The 17,083-nt window shown below is 66.2% G+C and carries 21 protein-coding genes; 18 read left to right on the top strand and 3 right to left on the bottom strand.

All coding sequences use genetic code 11. The features are described from left to right. Window positions 1–376 (bottom strand): hypothetical protein (locus VFP86_15380; protein HET9001020.1); only part of this gene is annotated, 376 nt, incomplete at its 3' end. A gap of 209 nt (window positions 377–585) precedes the next feature. Between VFP86_15380 and VFP86_15375 the strand changes: the two genes are divergently transcribed. The 3 genes from VFP86_15375 to VFP86_15365 all read left to right on the top strand — a co-directional run bounded on the left by VFP86_15375 (window position 586) and on the right by VFP86_15365 (window position 3,832). Beyond that, window positions 586–876, top strand: coding sequence for a hypothetical protein (locus VFP86_15375; GenBank protein ID HET9001019.1), 291 nt, complete (start codon window positions 586–588; stop codon window positions 874–876). A gap of 174 nt (window positions 877–1,050) precedes the next feature. After that, entirely contained in the window at window positions 1,051–3,237 is a 2,187-nt protein-coding gene (locus tag VFP86_15370; GenBank protein ID HET9001018.1) for a cytochrome c peroxidase, read from the top strand. Between the two features lie 82 nt (window positions 3,238–3,319). After that, complete coding sequence (locus VFP86_15365) at window positions 3,320–3,832, top strand: CHRD domain-containing protein (protein ID HET9001017.1); 513 nt, start codon at window positions 3,320–3,322, stop codon at window positions 3,830–3,832. A gap of 56 nt (window positions 3,833–3,888) precedes the next feature. Here the strand turns inward: VFP86_15365 and VFP86_15360 are convergent, their stop codons facing one another. Then, the gene (locus VFP86_15360) at window positions 3,889–4,161 is read right to left on the bottom strand and encodes a YggT family protein (GenBank protein HET9001016.1); all 273 of its coding nucleotides are present in this window, start codon (window positions 4,159–4,161) and stop codon (window positions 3,889–3,891) included. Window positions 4,162–4,187: 26 nt separating this feature from the next. Between VFP86_15360 and VFP86_15355 the strand changes: the two genes are divergently transcribed. From VFP86_15355 to VFP86_15305, 11 genes are all read left to right on the top strand, one after another. Continuing rightward, window positions 4,188–5,399, top strand: coding sequence for a DHHA1 domain-containing protein (locus tag VFP86_15355; protein ID HET9001015.1), 1,212 nt, complete (start codon window positions 4,188–4,190; stop codon window positions 5,397–5,399). Beyond that, a complete protein-coding gene (locus tag VFP86_15350) occupies window positions 5,392–6,180 on the top strand; it encodes a DNA-formamidopyrimidine glycosylase family protein (protein ID HET9001014.1) in 789 nt (262 codons plus the stop codon). The genes VFP86_15355 and VFP86_15350 overlap by 8 nt, the downstream gene beginning before the upstream one ends. A gap of 4 nt (window positions 6,181–6,184) precedes the next feature. Beyond that, window positions 6,185–7,372: an ArgE/DapE family deacylase gene (locus tag VFP86_15345; protein ID HET9001013.1), complete on the top strand. Its 1,188-nt coding sequence runs from the start codon at window positions 6,185–6,187 to the stop codon at window positions 7,370–7,372. A gap of 1 nt (window position 7,373) precedes the next feature. After that, entirely contained in the window at window positions 7,374–8,159 is a 786-nt protein-coding gene (locus VFP86_15340) for an SAM-dependent chlorinase/fluorinase (protein ID HET9001012.1), read from the top strand. Window positions 8,160–8,217: 58 nt separating this feature from the next. Further along, window positions 8,218–8,829 (top strand): sigma-70 family RNA polymerase sigma factor, encoded by a 612-nt coding sequence (locus VFP86_15335; GenBank protein HET9001011.1) that lies wholly within the window; start codon window positions 8,218–8,220, stop codon window positions 8,827–8,829. Then, complete coding sequence (locus VFP86_15330) at window positions 8,826–9,551, top strand: anti-sigma factor (GenBank protein ID HET9001010.1); 726 nt, start codon at window positions 8,826–8,828, stop codon at window positions 9,549–9,551. Before VFP86_15335 ends, VFP86_15330 begins: the two co-directional genes overlap by 4 nt. 184 nt (window positions 9,552–9,735) lie before the next feature. Then, window positions 9,736–11,094: a S41 family peptidase gene (locus VFP86_15325; GenBank protein ID HET9001009.1), complete on the top strand. Its 1,359-nt coding sequence runs from the start codon at window positions 9,736–9,738 to the stop codon at window positions 11,092–11,094. Between the two features lie 35 nt (window positions 11,095–11,129). Then, entirely contained in the window at window positions 11,130–11,714 is a 585-nt protein-coding gene (locus VFP86_15320) for a LemA family protein (GenBank protein ID HET9001008.1), read from the top strand. Between the two features lies 1 nt (window position 11,715). Continuing rightward, entirely contained in the window at window positions 11,716–12,609 is an 894-nt protein-coding gene (locus tag VFP86_15315) for a TPM domain-containing protein (GenBank protein ID HET9001007.1), read from the top strand. Further along, window positions 12,610–13,038 (top strand): TPM domain-containing protein, encoded by a 429-nt coding sequence (locus VFP86_15310; GenBank protein HET9001006.1) that lies wholly within the window; start codon window positions 12,610–12,612, stop codon window positions 13,036–13,038. After that, window positions 13,035–13,610: a LemA family protein gene (locus VFP86_15305; GenBank protein ID HET9001005.1), complete on the top strand. Its 576-nt coding sequence runs from the start codon at window positions 13,035–13,037 to the stop codon at window positions 13,608–13,610. Before VFP86_15310 ends, VFP86_15305 begins: the two co-directional genes overlap by 4 nt. On the opposite strand, the gene VFP86_15300 is transcribed toward VFP86_15305, so the two are convergent. Beyond that, on the bottom strand, window positions 13,607–14,275 hold the full coding sequence (locus VFP86_15300; GenBank protein ID HET9001004.1) for a metal-dependent transcriptional regulator: 669 nt from the start codon (window positions 14,273–14,275) through the stop codon (window positions 13,607–13,609). The genes VFP86_15305 and VFP86_15300 overlap by 4 nt on opposite strands. Before the next feature lie 238 nt (window positions 14,276–14,513). Here VFP86_15300 and efeU point away from each other — a divergent pair, with 238 nt between their 5' ends. The 4 genes from efeU to VFP86_15280 form a co-directional block, all read left to right on the top strand. Beyond that, entirely contained in the window at window positions 14,514–15,377 is an 864-nt protein-coding gene (gene efeU, locus VFP86_15295) for an iron uptake transporter permease EfeU (GenBank protein HET9001003.1), read from the top strand. 20 nt (window positions 15,378–15,397) lie between these two features. Next, complete coding sequence (locus tag VFP86_15290) at window positions 15,398–15,856, top strand: DUF4149 domain-containing protein (GenBank protein HET9001002.1); 459 nt, start codon at window positions 15,398–15,400, stop codon at window positions 15,854–15,856. Window positions 15,857–15,861: 5 nt separating this feature from the next. After that, window positions 15,862–16,566, top strand: coding sequence for a lipoyl(octanoyl) transferase LipB (gene lipB, locus VFP86_15285; protein HET9001001.1), 705 nt, complete (start codon window positions 15,862–15,864; stop codon window positions 16,564–16,566). Window positions 16,567–16,606: 40 nt separating this feature from the next. Then, on the top strand, window positions 16,607–17,083 hold a 477-nt coding region (locus VFP86_15280), incomplete at its 3' end, for a succinylglutamate desuccinylase/aspartoacylase family protein (GenBank protein HET9001000.1).

Raw genomic sequence — 17,083 nt, 5'->3', positions numbered from 1 at the left:
AGCACGATGCGGTCACCGTCTCGTTCGAGTGCGCCGACATCGCGTTGATCAGGGTGACGTTCATCCGGTCGCCGGGCGCGACGCGGATCACCGGCGGAACCGTCCGTCCGTGGTATTCGTATTGGTCGCGTCCATCCGCCGCGGTGACGGCGCGGAGCGTCACATCGACGGCACCGTATTGTCCACGGACCTCAGGCAGACTCGGTAGAGCAACCGGGCCGGAGGGTTTTTGCCCCCAACCCAAGGATTGCATGAAGATCAGGGTTGTGATCCCGATGAATGCGCTTACGCCCAAGCGTGCCGGGGTAACACCTCGACTCATCGCTCGGGATGCGATCGTTTGCACAGACCGAAGCATCGCAGCCACGTGCCCCATGACACGGTTCCTCCTTTGCTCAAGCAACTCTGGTCGAGACTCAGATTGCTGGATCAGGCGGGAGCCCACATCGTTCGAACGGGCAATTGGCGTGCCCAATTGGGCAGAATCTGAATCAGCTGTCTAATCTGCCCTTCCGGACGATGCTGACGTCCGCCGGATCTGGCAATGTAGACCTGACACTAATCGGAGAGAAAGGAGGATAGACAATGCGACGGATCATTGCAGCGCTGATGGTGGCTGGTATGCTGGGAGGGCTTGCACCCTTCGTCTCGATTCCGCGTGCCTCGGCTCAGGTCGACAATCAGGGGACCATCACTCTAGGACCGACCGTTCAAGGAGAGGTGACTCAGAAGTTCACGTCCTTCAGAGATACCTACGAAATCGCGGTGAACGGCAAGCCCTACCAGGTTCCACTCGATTTGTATGATCGCGTGGACGTGGGGACGGTTGTGAAGTTTGACGGCGCCAACTGGTCAATTATCAGCGGCGGTATCTAAGGGCACCGATAATGTGGAGCGGTGGCCGGGCAGCGCGGGAATCTCGCAGCGCTCCCCGGCCACGATGCTCCTGGGATTTTCCCTTGACTTTCCAGTAACCCGCCAGTACCCTTATGCCGTATTTAGAACAAGCTGAGTAGTGGGACACGTCGTTTCGTTCTCCCTACGACAGCGATGAAACGAATCACGTTAGTTGGCACGCTGCTCATTTTCACGGCAGTTGTAGTTGCAGCCGTGCTTCTATTTTCCCGCCCCGTCGAGAAAAGCAAAACGGTGCCTCTTTACAATCCGTATCCCTCTGGTATCTTGCCATCGAATTTAGTTTCCGAGGTAGCGAGGGTACGGCGTGAAGTGGCTTCCATCGAAGACGAAGCGCTTGCCCAGTGGCGCGCATTGCCCCCTCCGGTTCTGAGCAATACCCAGGGCGCAGGTAACCCGCCAACACTTCAGGGCACGGGAATGCGGGCAAATCAATTGCTCGGTAAACTCATGAATTTCGACGAGAACATTTCCCCCTTCCGGGATAGGGCCTGTGCCTTCTGCCACATGCCGTATACCGCCTTTAGCGGACCGATCCCGTCGGTCAATCTTACGATGATCGCGTATCCCGGGTCCTTTGAGTTTAGGGCCGGCAAGCGGACACCGCAGAGATATACGTATGCGCCCTTTTTCCCTGTGCTCAACTACAATGAGACCCAGGGCCTGTTCTTTGGCGGAAATTTCTGGGATTCACGCGCGACCGGACAGAGGCTGGGGAGTCCCGACGCCGAGCAGGCCCAGCATCCCCCCGTCGATACGCAAGAACACATGTTACCTGACACCGCTTGCGTGGCGTTCCGGCTTTCCACATCTGTGTACAGACCTCTCTTTGAGCTGGTGTGGGGCGCCGGCTCATTGGACATCCCGTTTCCACAAGATACGGAGAGGATCTGCTCCACTCCTGGAGGGAATTTTCCGACCGCCACGCCATTGCACCTCAGTCCGGGGGACCGCACCAAAGCCAACACTGTGTATGATCGCTGGGGGGAATCCCTTGACCAATATGAAGCCTCACCGGATGTCGACGCCTTCTCGTCGAAATTCGACGCCTATCTGAAGGGCACGTACAAGTTGACGGCAGACGAGATGGCCGGCCTCGCTCTTTTCAATGGCAAAGCCAACTGCAATTCGTGCCACCTCAACGGACGAGGGACCACGCTGCCTGCGTCTCTTACCGATAACAGCAAGGTTGCATCTGTGGTGCCGAAGTTCACCTGTTTCGGCTCGGCCAATGAAGGGCTGCCCCTCAACCCGAGGGATGCGATCTATTATCAGACCACGCCGGATGCCTTTGGGTTTACGGGGAATCCCTACGGCTTCGGTTACAGAGATTTGGGAATGGGCACGTTCCTCAGAAGCGGGTTCGGCTCCGCGCCCAACCCGAATTCGAATTGGATCCAATTTGCACCAAGTGTCGACGGCCAGATGCAGGTGTCTACGGCGCGCAACGTGGCCATGACACCCACACAGTGTCCGACCACCGAGGCCGGCTCAAGACCGTACTTTCAGAAGGGGTTCTTTCACAACGGCTACATCAAGAGCCTGAAGCAACTCGTCCATTTCTACAATACGCGCGACAAGTATGCGTACAATGTCACTTCCGGACACTGCCCGCCGGGAACCATCGAGCGAGTGACCTGTTGGCCGATGCCCGAGGTCAAAAACAATATTGACACGACGACCGGCAATCTCGGATTGACGGATCAGGAGGAGAACCAGATCGTTGCCTTCCTGCAGGCACTCACGGACGGATTCACAAGACCGTACCCCGACCGCGACAAGTTTACGGGTGTGTGCATGATCTGCGACCCGGCCACGAACCCCAATTGTTCGCCGTCGCGGCAGGGGAATGAGATCCTGATCCCAACTCCGCCACTTCCGCCCTGCGCATCGGGTATCTGCGGCGTCCCGCCTCTCCCCAATCCGCCTATCCGGGCTGCGGCCGGCGGGGTGCCCTCCTCGAATCCAATACCTGCTCAGGGAAGTCCGACGACTCAAAAAGCCGCGAGCATCCGGATCACCCAAGGGCCAGACCTCGAATTGGCTAGGGAGCACCTGACTGTGATCAGGTGGACAACCGACACTCCTGGGGGCTCGCCCGTGCATTACGGCATCGTATACTATGGTACGGATCCGAAGAACCTGAGGCAGACTGCGAAATCTCCCATCAGGCTCGACCCGGACCATTCCGCCACAATGTTCCGCGTTCGCTTGGACGACCTTCAGCCGCGGACAACCTACTACTACACGGTCGGCTCGATGGAAGCCAATGGCACGGACGATGGGACGAAGAGCGCTGTGAAGCAATTCACCACCCCGTGAATCGGAACGAGCGGGCCGGTAAGGCGAAGATGTTCTCATGCCATCCCGAACGCCCGCAGCGCGGGCGAAGAAGGGGGGAAACATGAGGCGCAGGGTCGGTTCGTTCGTGTCCGCCGCAACGGTATGCGCGCTCGTGAGTGCCATGAGCCTCTTGGGCGCCGACGGGGCCGCGATGCCGATGAAGATGAGCACGCAGCTCAGCGGGTCCCAGCAAGTGCCCGCAGTACAGACACCGGGGACGGGGCAGTTCCAGGGCACCATCGCAGCCGGCAACAAGTCGATCTCTTACCGGTTGACGTTCTCGGGACTCAGCAGCCCCGTGACGGCCGCGCACATTCACGTCGGCTCCCGCGGCACAAACGGCCCCGTCGTGGTCTTCTTCTGCGGCGGCGGGGGGCGGTCGTCGTGCCCCGCCGCCGGCGGGACGGTCACCGGGACCATCACCGCCGCAAGCGTCGTCGCGGGGGGAAACATCAAACGCGGCGACCTCCCCGGGTTGATCACGGCCATCATGACGGGCGACACGTACGTGAACGTGCATACGACAAAGTACAAGGACGGTGAGATCCGCGGTCAGATCGCCATCGGCATGTGAGTCGCTCCGGCCCCGATGCTCCGGGATGGGGCGAGCGCGGACTCGATGACGCGTGTCTACCCGGCGTAGAGCAGCGAGACGAGGAGTTGGTGCAGCAGCTGGCCGACGAGGTTGAGCAGCAGGATGGCGATGATCGGCGACAGATCGAGGCCGCCCATCGGCGGGAGGAGCCGCTGGACCGGCTTCAGGATCGGGTCGGTGATCCGGACGATCAGGCTGATCAACGGATGCCCGTAATCAACCGAGGGGACCCAGGAGAGCAGGACCCTGATCACCACCAGAATAGTGAGGAGCTGGAAGATCCGATCCACCAGGATGATGAGGTCCACCACGAATTTATTGTAGCATAGAAGTCGTGGACGCGTTCCGGACGGATCCGACCGAGCGGCTCTATTATACCGACGCCTACCTGCGTACCTTCACCGCCCGCATCGTGGCGGTCACCTCGCAGGGAGTGGTGGTGGACCGGACGGCATTCTATCCCACCTCCGGAGGACAACCGCACGACACCGGGACCCTCGGAGGGGTGCCGGTGGTCGACGTGGTCGACGCCGGAGACTCGGTCGTCCACGTCGTAGGCGGCGCCCCCGCAACCGTGCCGATCGTCCCGGGGGTCGAAGTCGAAGGCACCGTGGATTGGGAGCGCCGGTTCGACCACATGCAGCAGCACACGGGGCAACACGTGCTCTCGGCGGTGTTCTCCCAGGTGTTGGGGGCGGAGACGGTCTCGGTGCACCTCGGCGGATCCTCGACGCTCGACCTCGCGATCGCCGCGCTCAGTCCCGAGGATGCGCGACGCGTGGAGGACGAGGCCAATCGGGTCGTGTTCGACAACCGGCCGGTGACCGTTCGGTTGGTCTCCGACGACGAAGCCGCCCACTTGGGGCTTCGCCGTCCTCCCCGCCGGGTGGGGATGATTCGCGTGGTCGAGGTGGCCGACTGCGACCGGTCGGCGTGCGGCGGCACGCACGTCCGCAGCACCGCGGAGATCGGGCCGCTCGTCCTGCGCCGCTGGGACCGGACCAAGGGCCAGATTCGCGTCGAGTTCCTCGCCGGTTGGCGGGCGCTTGAGGACTACCGCTGGAAGCACGCGCTCGTCAACGAGTGGAGCGGACGGCTCACGGTTGGCGACCGCGAACTGGGACCGGCGCTGGATCGGCTGACCCGGGAGGCGCGCGATCGCGAGCGGGCCCTTTCGGAAGCACGAACGCGCTTGTTGATGTATGAAGCCGCGGAACGGCTGGCGGCGGTTCCCGCGGCGGCGGGCCGAAAGATCCTGCGGGTTGCCGTGTCCCATCGAGACCCCAATGAGATCCGGCAGTTGTTGCGGGAGATCACCGGCCGCGAGGCGTGCGTCGTCCTGGCCGGGGACGAGGCGACAGGCCGTTTGTACTTCGCGCGATCGCAGGGGGACGGACCCAGCATGGCCGCGGTACTCGATCACATTTGCCGCTCGGCGGGTGGACGCGGCGGCGGCACCCCGGAGTTTGCACAAGGGGCGGTGGCGCCCGGAGGCGCCGTCGCGGAGGTCCTCGGGCTCGCCGAAGAGGCCGTCCGCGGTGCCTGAGCTGCCCGAGGTCGAGACGGCGCGCCGCAGCCTCACCCGGGCCATCGTGGGAAGGACGATTGCGCGGGTGTCGGTGCTGCGCCCGGTCGCGGTACGTTCACATGCACCCGCCCAGTTTGCCCGGGCGCTGCGGGGGACGCGGATCACCGGTGTCCGTCGTCAGGGCAAGACGCTGCGGATGTCCCTCGACGGCCGCGTGCTCGTGTTCCATTATATGCTGTGGGGTGTGATCCGCTTTCATTCCAAAGCCGCCCGTCCGGGAGAGGGCACGAGCCTGATGCTCGAGTTTCGTGATAGAACGCGCCTCGAATTTCGGGATCTCCAACTCAGCCAGTTTCATCTCGTTCGCGCCGATGCCGACGGCGAGGCGAAGGCGATCGACCCTCTGGGAACGAGGACTACGCTCGCGGTGTTCCGAGGGGCCCTGCGGCCGCGTGGAACCATCCGGAACGCGCTGACCGATCAGGCCCGCATCGCGGGGATCGGGAACTTGTGGGTGCACGAGATCCTGTTCGCCGCGCGCCTCAGGCCGATGCGGGAGACTAGGACGCTCAGCGAGGGAGACCTCCGCACGCTCTATCGAAAAACACGGCAGGTCCTGAGCCAGGCGATTCGCGCGGGAGGTGAGCCGGGCTTCGAAGATGCGTTTGGACGCCGCGGCCGGTACCGCCTGATGGTGTACGGACGAGCCGGCCAGCCGTGCCGGACGTGCGGGGGCACGATCCGGGATGGCCGCCTTGGCGGCCGCCCCACGTTCTACTGCCCCTCGTGCCAGCGGTGATCCCATGACCGGCCGGCCGCCGATCCTTGTCGACGAGGGCGCCATCACGGGTCTGCTAAGCACGTTGGTCGGGATTCCGTCGGTCAATCCGGTGCTCGTCCCGGGGGGAGCGGGGGAGGCCGAGATCGGGCGCTGCCTCGCCGCCGAGTGCGAGCGGTTGGGGATGACCGTGTCTGTCCACGAGGTCGCCCCGGGCCGGCCGAACGTCGTCGCCGTGCTCCGAGGCTCCGACCCGGCGCGCGGCCGCAGCCTGCTCCTGAACGGGCACACCGATACCGTGGGAGCCGCGGGGATGACGGCGCCGTTTGTGCCCGCGCTCCGTGGCGATCGTCTCTACGGGCGCGGCGCCTCGGATATGAAAGCCGGGCTCGCCGCGATGGTGGGCGCGGTCGCGGCGGTCACGGCCGCCGGGGGCCGCCCTCGCGGAGATGTCCTCCTCACGTTCGCCGTCGACGAGGAGGACGCCAGCATCGGGACCGCGGCCGTCGCGCAGACCTACCGGGCGGACGCGGCGATCGTGACCGAGCCGACGGGCCTCAGGATCTGCGTGGCGCACAAGGGGTTCGTCTGGGCGACGATTCGCACCGAAGGCCGCGCGGCGCACGGCAGCGACTACGGTGCGGGGATCGATGCGATCGTCGGCATGGGCCGCGTGCTTCACGTCATCGATGTGATGGACCGTGAAGTCCTGGCCCGCCGATCGCACCCGCTCCTCGGCCGGCCGTCCATCCACGCCTCGGTTATCTCCGGCGGAGAAGGACCGAGCACGTACCCGCCCTCGTGCACGCTCGTCGTGGAGCGGCGAACCCTGCCGGACGAGACCATCGATGATGTGCGGGCGGAACTGGAAGCCGTACTGACCGGCGTCCGCGAGATCGACCCAGCGCTTCGGGCGTCGGTTGAGATCACTCTCGGCCGCCCCGGGCTTGAGGTGGATCGGGGCGCAGACATCGTCCGCGCTCTGGATGCCGCCGCCGTGCGCCGCACGGGGAACAGTCCCGAATATATCGGGATGAGTCCCTGGTTCGATGCGGCCCTGCTCGCCGAGGCGGGGATACCGACGGTGATCTTCGGTCCTGCGGGCGGGGGGTGGCACGCCGAGGAAGAATACGTGGACCTGCCGTCGGTGGCGATCTGCGCGGGGATTCTCGCGGAGACGATCATGGACTTTTGCGATTCACGCCCGGGATAGGGTGCGCCTTCTCACGTTCCTGTCGGACTTCGGGCGCGGCTCTCCGTACCCCGCCGCGATGAAGGCCGCGGCCGCGGCGCGCTGCGACGCCTTCTTGCTGGACATCTCGCACGACGTGCCTCCGGGCGGGATTCGTGAGGGCGCGTACCTGCTCTGGTCGGTCGTGGCCGCCTGTGCCCCCGGCACCGTGCACTGCGCGGTGATCGATCCCGGCGTCGGCACCGCGCGCGCGGCCCTCGCCATCGTCTCGGGGGGGCAGGTATTCGTGGGCCCAGACAATGGGGTGCTCCTTCCGGCCGCCCGCCGGCTGGGAAGCCCCGCCGTCTACCGGCTGAACGATGCCGGGGTGTGGCGGCAACCCGTATCGGCCACGTTTCACGGGCGGGATGTGTTTGCGCCCGCTGCGGCCCATCTGGTTTCGGGCACGGCTGTTGCCGCCGTGGGAGTGCTGGCCGACTCGTTTGTTGATCTGACGTTTTCCCCAGGGCGCCGCGACGGCGCCACGCTCATCGGGGAAATATTGTGGATCGATCGGTTTGGAAACCTCGTGACCAGCATTCCCGGCGATCTTCTGGGGGGGATGCTGCGGGGAAGCGGCGTGATCGTCGAGACCCCTTCGGCCGGCCTTCCGGCGGCGATCGCCAGAACGTTCGCCGACGTCCAACCCGGTCAGGCCGCTGTGCTCGTCGGAAGCGACGGGGTGGTGGAAGTGGCCGTCAACCGCGGGAGTGCCGCCTCCCGGCTGGCCGCCGTCGCGGGGATGGGCCTCAAGGTCCGGCCCGCATGATGCCCCGGACCCATCTGTTTGGTCTCCCCATGCGAAGGGCTGGTTGGGGAGATGGTACATGCTGGCCACAGGAGCGCTTCTTGGCGGAATCGAAAAAGCGGCGCGGATCATGAGCGTCGGAGCATCGATGGGTGACGACCGCCTCCTGGAGCGAGTTGCCGCCGGCGACGTCGAGTCATTTGCGGCCGTATACGATCGGTACAGCCGGTTTGTCTATTCGTTGGCGTGGAAGATGCTCGGGGATCCCCAGGCCGCCCAGGAGGTCACCCAAGAAGTGTTCGAGGCGATCTGGCGGACGGCCGGGACGTTCATGCCGGGCCGGGGGAACGCACGCACGTGGATCCTCGCCATGGCCCATCACAAGAGCGTCGATGCGGTGCGGCGGCAGCGCCTGCGGGCCGTCGAACCCCTCTCCGAGTCTCATGTCGACGACGCCGACGTGGTCGGGCAGGCGCTCGAGCGGGTGCAAGGGGCCGAGGTGCGGGCGGCGTTGGCGAGCCTAGCGGAGGCCCAGCGCACGGTCGTCGTACTGGCGTATTACGGTGGGTACACACAACAGCAGATCGCCCGACGGCTTGGGATCCCGCTCGGCACGGTGAAGACCCGGATGCGCGATGGCCTGCGCCGGCTCAGAGGGCACCTCAAAGTGGCCGCGGAGGTCACAGAGTGACGCACGAGGAACTGCGCGATCTGATCCCGGCCTACGCGCTCGATGCGCTCGAGCCCGAGGAGGCGCACGCGGTAGAGGCGCATCTGCCGGGGTGCGGGGAATGTCGAGACGAGCTGAGCAGCCTCCAGGCCGTGGCCGCGGAGCTCGCCGCCGGAGTCGCTCCCATCGAGCCTCCGGCGGCACTGCGGGAGCGCGCCCTCGCCGTGACGCGGCCCCGGCGCCCGGCCGTCGTCCCGTCGGGCCTCTGGAGGGCTGGGCTGGCTGTGGCCGCGGCGTTGATCCTCATCCTCGGTGGGATCACGCTCGTGCAGTTTCAGCGCATCCGGACGCTGGCCGCGCACATGGGAGCCCTCTCCGCGCGCCTCGCGGCGCAGGAGCGCGTCCTGGTTGTGCTCGCCAGTCCCACATCCCGCACGGCGACCCTTCGTGGATCCACGCAGGCGAACGTGCGCTTCGTGTACGATCGAGCGACGGGGCAAGGGGCACTCGTGGTCAGCGACCTGCGCGATCCCGGCGCCAGCTTTGTCTACCAGTTGTGGCTGGTGGCGGGCCAAGAGCCGCAGAGCGCGGGGGTGTTCCGCCCGATTCCAGGTCAACCGATTGTGATCCCGGTCAACGCCGACTTCCGCCGCTACCAGGCGGTGGCGATCTCGGTCGAGCACGGACCGCAGGGATCGTCTGACGGTCCGACAACCGTCCCGATCCTCAGCGGGGCGATCTGAGGGAGGCGCGGACGGGACGGCCGACGAAGAAACTCGGGGAGGGGCTGAGGCGGTCAAGAACGGGGCATTAGAAAAGATGGAAGAGACCCATGGTCCCCTGCGTTGGATGTTATGAGTATTGAATACACACATTGAGGGTCTCGCATAACAGGGTCTCCCAGACCCGGAAGGACAAGACACAGCGATGAATCGGAATCGTTTCGCATCTGCCGTCCTCGCCGTCCTGCTGGTCGTGGCGCTGGCCGCGCCCTCCCTGCCGAAGGCGGAGGCCGCCGACGCCTCATTTGTCGTCACCACGCTCGAGACGCTGCAGGAGAATTATGTCGATCATCTCTCCGCGGTGGCGATGCTGAATGCGGCGCTGGCCACGCTGTCCCAGCGCACCGGCGTCACGCCGTTCGATGGGCCGATTCCTCCCGGGGTGGACGACCGGCGCGCCGGCGTGCTGTTCTCCCAGCGGTTTGACGAGATCTTGAGCAAGGTTCGGGAACGGTATTCTCCCACCGACCTGGCGTATTCCGCCACCGCGGGGATGCTGGAAAGCCTCCACGACTCGCATACGGGATTCATCCCGCCCTCGGCCTACCAGGAGGAAAAGCGGAAAGAAAATGGCGAGGCGGCGTTCACCGGCATCGGGATCGTGCTCCTGCAGCGCGATGGACAGTACTACATCCGTGAGGTGTTTCCCAACTCTCCCGCCGCCGCCGCGGGGTTGCATGCCCTCGACCGCATCATGGAGGTCAACGGCGGCGTCACGTCCGGCAAATCATCTGAGGAAGTCAGCGGGTCGATCCGGGGGCAGTCCGGGACGACGGTCGTCGTGAAGATCGAGCGGCCAAACGCGGCCGGCCCTCTTGAGTTTTCGGTCGTCCGCCGGCCGATCAAGATCCCAGGGCTGACCAGCCAGATGCTGGATGGGGGGATCGGATACGTCAGGATCTACGAGTTCGTTCCCGGCGTCGGGAACGCCCTGCGCGACGCCCTGTTCTCGCTACGCCGCACCGGACTGCGGGCGCTCGTCCTCGACCTGCGGGGGAACCCGGGTGGGCTCGTGGATGAGCTCCGGGACATCTCCGCAGCACTCCTCCCGCAGAGTTCGCCGATTCTCCAGATGACCAGCCGCAACGGCAAGACGGTGGTGCTGGAAACGCTGCAGCCGCCGATCCTCCCCGCGACCATCCCGATCGTGACCCTGGTCGATGAAGGAAGCGCGTCGGCATCCGAGTTATTGGCAGCGGCGCTGCAGGAGGCGAACCGCGCGGTGATCGCGGGGGTCAAGACGGCCGGCGCGGTCGAGATCGGGATCACGGTCGACCTGCCTGAGGACGCCGGACTCGCCGTGACCGTGGCGCGTCTGGTGAGCGGCAAGGGGGTGCGCCTCGAAGGGCGGGGCGTGATCCCCGACGAACAGCAACCGCTCGAGACGCCCGCGCTCAACCTGGGGCACGACACGCAGTTCGACCGGGCCTTGACGCTGCTCAAGCAGAAACTGGCGCAGGAGAGCCACGAGCAGGGGCACCCCGCCGGCGTGGGGACCCTGTGAGCGCCGCGTCCTCCTAACGCGGACACCTCGAATCGATGCGCGGCGCGACGATCGCGATTGTCATTGTTGTCGTGGCGGCGGCGTTGGTCTACGGGACGTTCGCCGGCACCTACAACCGCCTCGTGCAAGTCAACCAGCAGGTGAACGCCGCCCAGGCCGAGGTGGAGACGCAGCTCCAACGGCGATTCGACCTGATTCCCAACCTGGTAGAGTCCACGAAAGCGGTCCTGACCCAGGAGCGGGCGGTGTTCGAGGCGCTTGCCAACGCGCGCGCCCACTATGCGGGGACGAGCCCCGGCGCGCCCGAGCGCATCAACGCGGCGAACCAATATGAGAGTGCCATCGCGCGCCTCCTGGTGGTCGTGGAGAACTATCCGGTGCTGCGCAGCAACGAGACCGTCCAGGGATTGATGCGAGAGCTATCGTCGACCGAAAATCAGGTTGCCTACGCCCGTCGGGGGTACAATCAGGCCGTCCAAACGTACGACACCATGGTGCAGACATTTCCGACGAACCTCCTTGCCCCGACGTTTGGGTTTCGGCCCCGGCCCTACTTCGAAGCGCAGCCAGGAGCCCAGCAGGCCCCGCGCGTGAACCTGACGGTCCCGGCGAAGCCCTAACATGCGGGGACGGATCGTCCTCGCGGTCCTGCTGGTCGTCGCCGGGATCGCGGGCGCAACGCTTGGTCCGCAGGCGGCGTCGGGCGCTCCGATCTTCCCCAAGCCCACCGGGTACGTCAACGACTTCGCCCATCTTCTCGATCCGGCCGCGCGCGCCGCACTCGAGCAGCGCCTCTCCGAGTACGACCGGACCACCGGGAACCAAATCGCCGTGGCGATCTTTGCCGATTTGGGCGGCGTCCCCATCAATGAGTTTACGGTGCGGTTGGAGGAAGCCTGGAAGGTGGGGAAGCGGGGGAAAGACAACGGCGTCCTGCTGCTGGTCGGCGTCAAAGAACATCAGGTCCGCATCGAGGTCGGATACGGATTAGAGGGCAAGATCACCGACAGCGACGCCGGGGCGATCATTCGGGACGTGATCGCGCCGGCGTTTCGCGCGGGCCGCTACGGGGAGGGGCTCGACCTGGCCGTCGGGCAGATCATGCGGTTGATCGGTGGAGCGCCGTCGCCGGGCGCCGCGCCGTCCGGGCCTGCCCGCGCCATCACCCCGCGGTCCCCCGGGGGCTTCGGAGCGCTTCCCATCCTATTGTTCCTGGCCTTCGTGGGTCTGACGCTGGTCCTGTCGCGCGGCCGGACCCGGCGGTGTCCTCGGTGCGGCGCGCGACTTCAACTGACCCAGGAGACCACTGGCGCCGGCCGCTCGATCCAGGTGTGGGTCTGCTCGCAGTGCGGATACCGTGAGAAGGCGTTGGGCGGCGGGAGGAGTACCTACATCCCCGGCCCGATGTGGATCGGCGGCGGTGGGTGGGGGACGGGGGGATTTTCCGGCGGCGGCGGCTTCGGCGGATTTGGCGGCGGCGGGTCGGGTGGCGGCGGCGCCTCTGGAGGTTGGTAGATGGCGACACGCGTGCATCAGCTCTTGAGCCGCGACGAGAAGGCGCGTCTGCGCCACCTCATCGAGACGCTGGAGCGCGAGACGGGGGCGGAGATCGCGGCCTTACTGGTGCCGCATGTGGACGATCCGGAGAAATTCGCCACGACGTATTTCAATCACGTAGGGATCGGCAAGCGGGAGCGCAACAACGGGGTCCTCATCCTCGTCGTGGTGGATCGACGTCAGGTCCGGATTGAGGTGGGTCACGGGTTGGAGGCGGTGGTGCCGCAGGACGCCGCTAGGCGGGTCATCGCCGAGGTCATGGCGCCGCAGTTTCGCGGGGGACGGTTCGGCGAAGGGTTGATTCGAGGCGCCGAAGCCATCGCCGACCTCATCCGATCCGCACACCAAGCCCCTCCCCATCCGGCGCCGCCGGCCGGCGGGCGATGACGCGGCTCACCGGCGTGATCGCGGCGCTCGGGGCCGCCGTCCTCGTAGTCGGCGGCTGGTCCGCGCTTACCTACAACGAGCTCGTCCGGTCACGGCTCGCCGTCGATGCGCAGTGGGCTCAGGTTGAAGCCCAGTATCAGCGACGCGTGGACCTGATTCCAAATCTCGTCGCCGCGGTGCAGGGCGTGCTGCAGCAGGAGCGCGTGGTGTTTCGGGAACTCGCCCTCGCGCGAACCGCGTACCTGTCCGCCCCTCCGGGATCGCCCGGACGCGTGCGGGCGGCGAACGATGTTGAGCGCTCTCTGGGCCGCCTGCTCGGCGTCGTGGAGGCCTATCCGCAACTGCGCAGCGCGGAAGTCATCGCGAGGTTGATGGATGAGCTTGCGGGAACCGAGAACCGGATCGCCGTCGAGCGCCGCCGGTACAACGAGCGCGTGCGGACGTACGACACGCTCGTTCAGCAATTCCCCGACTCGCTCGTCGCCGCGGCCGCGCACTTCGCGCCGCGCCCATACTTTACCGCGACGCCGTCGGCCGCCGGCGCGCCGGCCGTCACCCTGCCCCCGCGTTAGCGAGGGCTGATCCGGACCTGTTCCGCCGCCTCTCTGGGAATCGTCCGGTGGCGGTCGTGAAGCCGGACGATGACCGGGCCCCGCGGGGTCGCCGTCGCCTCGACCGTCACCTCCGCGCCCAGGTAGAGCCCGGCGGCGAGCACCGCTTTCAGCAAATCGGTCCGCTCCTCTGGAAGCGCGGTCACCCGCGCGGGGATCCTCGCACGGAGCGCCGCCAGCGTCTGCGTGTCCTCAGGGGGAAGGACCCCGTCCGGCCTCGGGATGGCGTGTCCGTGAGGACAGGTCTCCGGACGCTTCAGCACATCATCCAGCCGCGATTCGACCTCCGGGCTGATGACGTGCTCCATCTTGCACGCCTCGTCGTAGACGCGTTCCAGGTCCATCTTCAAAATGTCGGTGAGAAGCCGTTCGGCGAGGCGGAGCCGGCGGACGACCTGTGTCGCCGTCCGCACGCCGGCATCGGTGAGCTGAAGGCCTTCGGGGCCCGAATCGAGGTAGCCGAGGTGCTCGAGCCGCTTGAGCATCTCGGAGGCCGATGGCGCGGAGACCCCCATCGCGTCTGCAACACGCGAGGTGGTGACCCGATGTCCGTTGAGCCCGATCACCAGGACGCTCTTCAGGTACATCTCCGTGCGCTCGACCTTCGCGATGTCATGTGTCGTCATTGTCGCTCCCGGTAGGACTTAACTAGGCACGGAAGGCGTCCCTGCTTGAACCGGCCTGGGAACTCGACCGGCGTCGGATTCGCTTGAGAGAGGGCGCGCGCGCGAATCGCGCCGTTTCGCGCCGCGGCGTTCTTGACAACCTACAGAGGTTAGGCTACCCTAACGTCTGGAGATGATTCTTGACGTATCGACTTAAGAATAAGCCGATGATGGTTCCGGGGGGCCGGGGGCTGACGTGTTGAGCGCATTCGTGATCACGCTGCGTGAGGGGCTGGAGATGTCCCTCATCGTGGGGATCATTCTGGCGTATCTCGCGCGGACCGGGCACAGGCGGGAATTCGGCGCGATCTGGGCCGGGGTCGCGGGTGCGATCGGCGTGAGCGCGCTGGCCGGCGGGATTATCCTGGTCACGGCCGGCGAGTTTAGCGGGCGCGGAGAGCAGTTGTTTGAAGCGCTGGCTATGCTGACGGCTGTGGCGGTGCTGACGTACATGATCTTTTGGATGCGCCGCCAGGCCGCGACCATGCGGACCGACCTGCAATCCCGATTGAGCGATGCGCTCAGGGTAGGATCGAGCGGGGCGCTCGTCGTGCTGACGGTCGCCTCCGTCGGCCGAGAGGGTGTCGAGACAGCGTTGTTCCTCTTCGCCACGGCGCGGGCCTCCGCCGCGCTTCCGGCCCTTGCCGGCGCCGTCCTTGGGCTCGTCTGCGCGGTGTTACTGGGAGCGCTCATTTACCGAGGGAGCTATCGTCTCAACCTCCGCACGTTCTTCAACGTCACCGGCCTCTTGCTGCTGCTCGTCGGCGCGGGCCTGTTCGTTCGCGGCATCGGCGAACTCCAGGAGGCGGGTCTCGTGCCTCCGCTCGTTCCGCACATGTGGAACACCGGCGCGGCTGTCCCGGAGACGTCGACGATGGGGAGCCTCCTGCAGGCGGTGCTCGGGTACATCAGCGCGCCGTCGCTTCTCCAAGTTGTCCTCTACCTGAGCTACCTCGCGATCGTCGGGTGGCGCTATTTCACCCCCGTGCGGCGGTCCGCGCTCGTCGGTTCGGCCGAAGGAGCGACGGGACCGGCGAGGCCGGCCGTCCCGCCCAAGGCTTGACCCGCACGCGGCCGCCGATCGTGACCCACGCGGCGGCGGTGATCAGAATCCTTGCCGTGGCGGTGTGGGTGGGCGGCATGGTGACGCTCGACTTTGTGGAGGCGCCGCTACGATTCAGCAGCGGCGTCATCGACCGCAACCAAGCCGTGGGACTCGGGCAGGTCGTGATCGCCCGGTGGACGCGTGCCGAATGGGCCCTCGGAGTGATCGCCCTCGCCGCCTCGATCGTGGCGGCGAGCCCGCGCTGGTCGGTGTGGCTGATCGTGTTCATGCTCGCCGTCGTGACCGTTCAGGGCGCCTATCTCGCGCCTACCATGACCCACCTGGCCCGCGGCCTCGACTTCGTCAAGCGCGGATCTGACGATTCGCGGTACGCGTCCATCCGGCACCTCCACGCGGCCAATGCCGTCCTCGAGCTCGCCGTCCTCGCGGCGGGGGCGATCGTGGTGGCAGCGTCAACCCGTCCCGTACAGCGCTAGCGGCCATGGCGCGCGCCGCCTATCTGGTGGATTGTGGGAGGATGCGGTATGGAGAGGCCTGGGCGCTTCAGCGCGCGCTCGTGGCCGCGCGCCAAGCCGCCCAGATCGATGATGTCATTCTGCTCGTCGAGCATCCGCCCGTGATCACAATCGGCCGGGGGGGCCGCGCCGCCAACATCCTCATGCCCCGAGAGCTCCTCGCCTCGCGCGGGATTGAGGTGTTCGAGATCGAACGCGGGGGAGATGTCACGTATCATGGGCCAGGCCAGCTGGTGGGGTATCCGATCCTGGATCTGGGGGCGCTCGACGAGGATGTCGTCCGCTACGTCCGCTTGCTTGAGGCCGCGCTCATCCGGTCGCTCGAGGAGTTCGGGATCGGGGCCACGCGGGTGCGCGGGTATCCTGGGGTCTGGGTGGGCGAGGCAAAGATCGGGGCGATCGGCGTGGCGGTCAAACGCAGGGTCACCATGCACGGGTTTGCCTTGAACGTGGCGCCCGATCTCGAGCACTTCGCGGTAATCAACCCGTGCGGGCTGGGGAAACCAATCACGAGCATGGCCCGTGTGCTCGGGCGCGCAGTGTCGCTACGAGAGGTTCAGCCTGTCGTCGCGCGCGCATTGGGCGGCGTGTTCGAGTTGGAGTTCCGGCCGATGACCGTTGACGCGCTCCGCGCGCAGGTGGGCGAGGGCACGCGGGTAGGGCGGGGGTAGGCAGCGCGGACGGCGGGGCCCGGCGTCCCGGGGGGGCGACATGGAGACGTTCGAGGTGGGGCCACTCCGGGCGGCGCCCGGGACCAAAGTGACGGGGTTTCTGGACGTACCCGGAACACCGATCCGGATGCCCGTCACGCTGATCCGCGGGCCCGCGCCCGGGCCGGTGTTGAGCGTGACGGCGGGAGTGCACGGCGGCGAGTATCCCGGGATCGAAGCGGCGATCCAGACCGCCGCCTCGCTCGATCCCGCGGGGATCCGCGGCGCCGTCATCATCGTGCATATCGTCGATGTCCCCTCGTTCCACGGCCGCAACATCTACGTCTGTCCGCTGGACGGCAAGAATCCCAACCGCGTCTTCCCCGGCGATCCGGCCGGAACGGCCAGCGAACGGCTGGCGCACACCGTGTTCACCGAGGTGATCTCCCGGGCGGACTACTATGTCGATCTCCACGGCGGAGACATCAACGAGGCCCTGGTGCCCTTCACCATCATGCTGGAGTCGGGTGATCCGGTC

It is taken from the genome of bacterium (assembly GCA_035703895.1).
GTDB lineage: Bacteria > Sysuimicrobiota > Sysuimicrobiia > Sysuimicrobiales > Segetimicrobiaceae > Segetimicrobium.
Note: the sequence above shows the minus strand (reverse complement) of the source record. Positions and strands in the feature narration are given on the sequence as shown.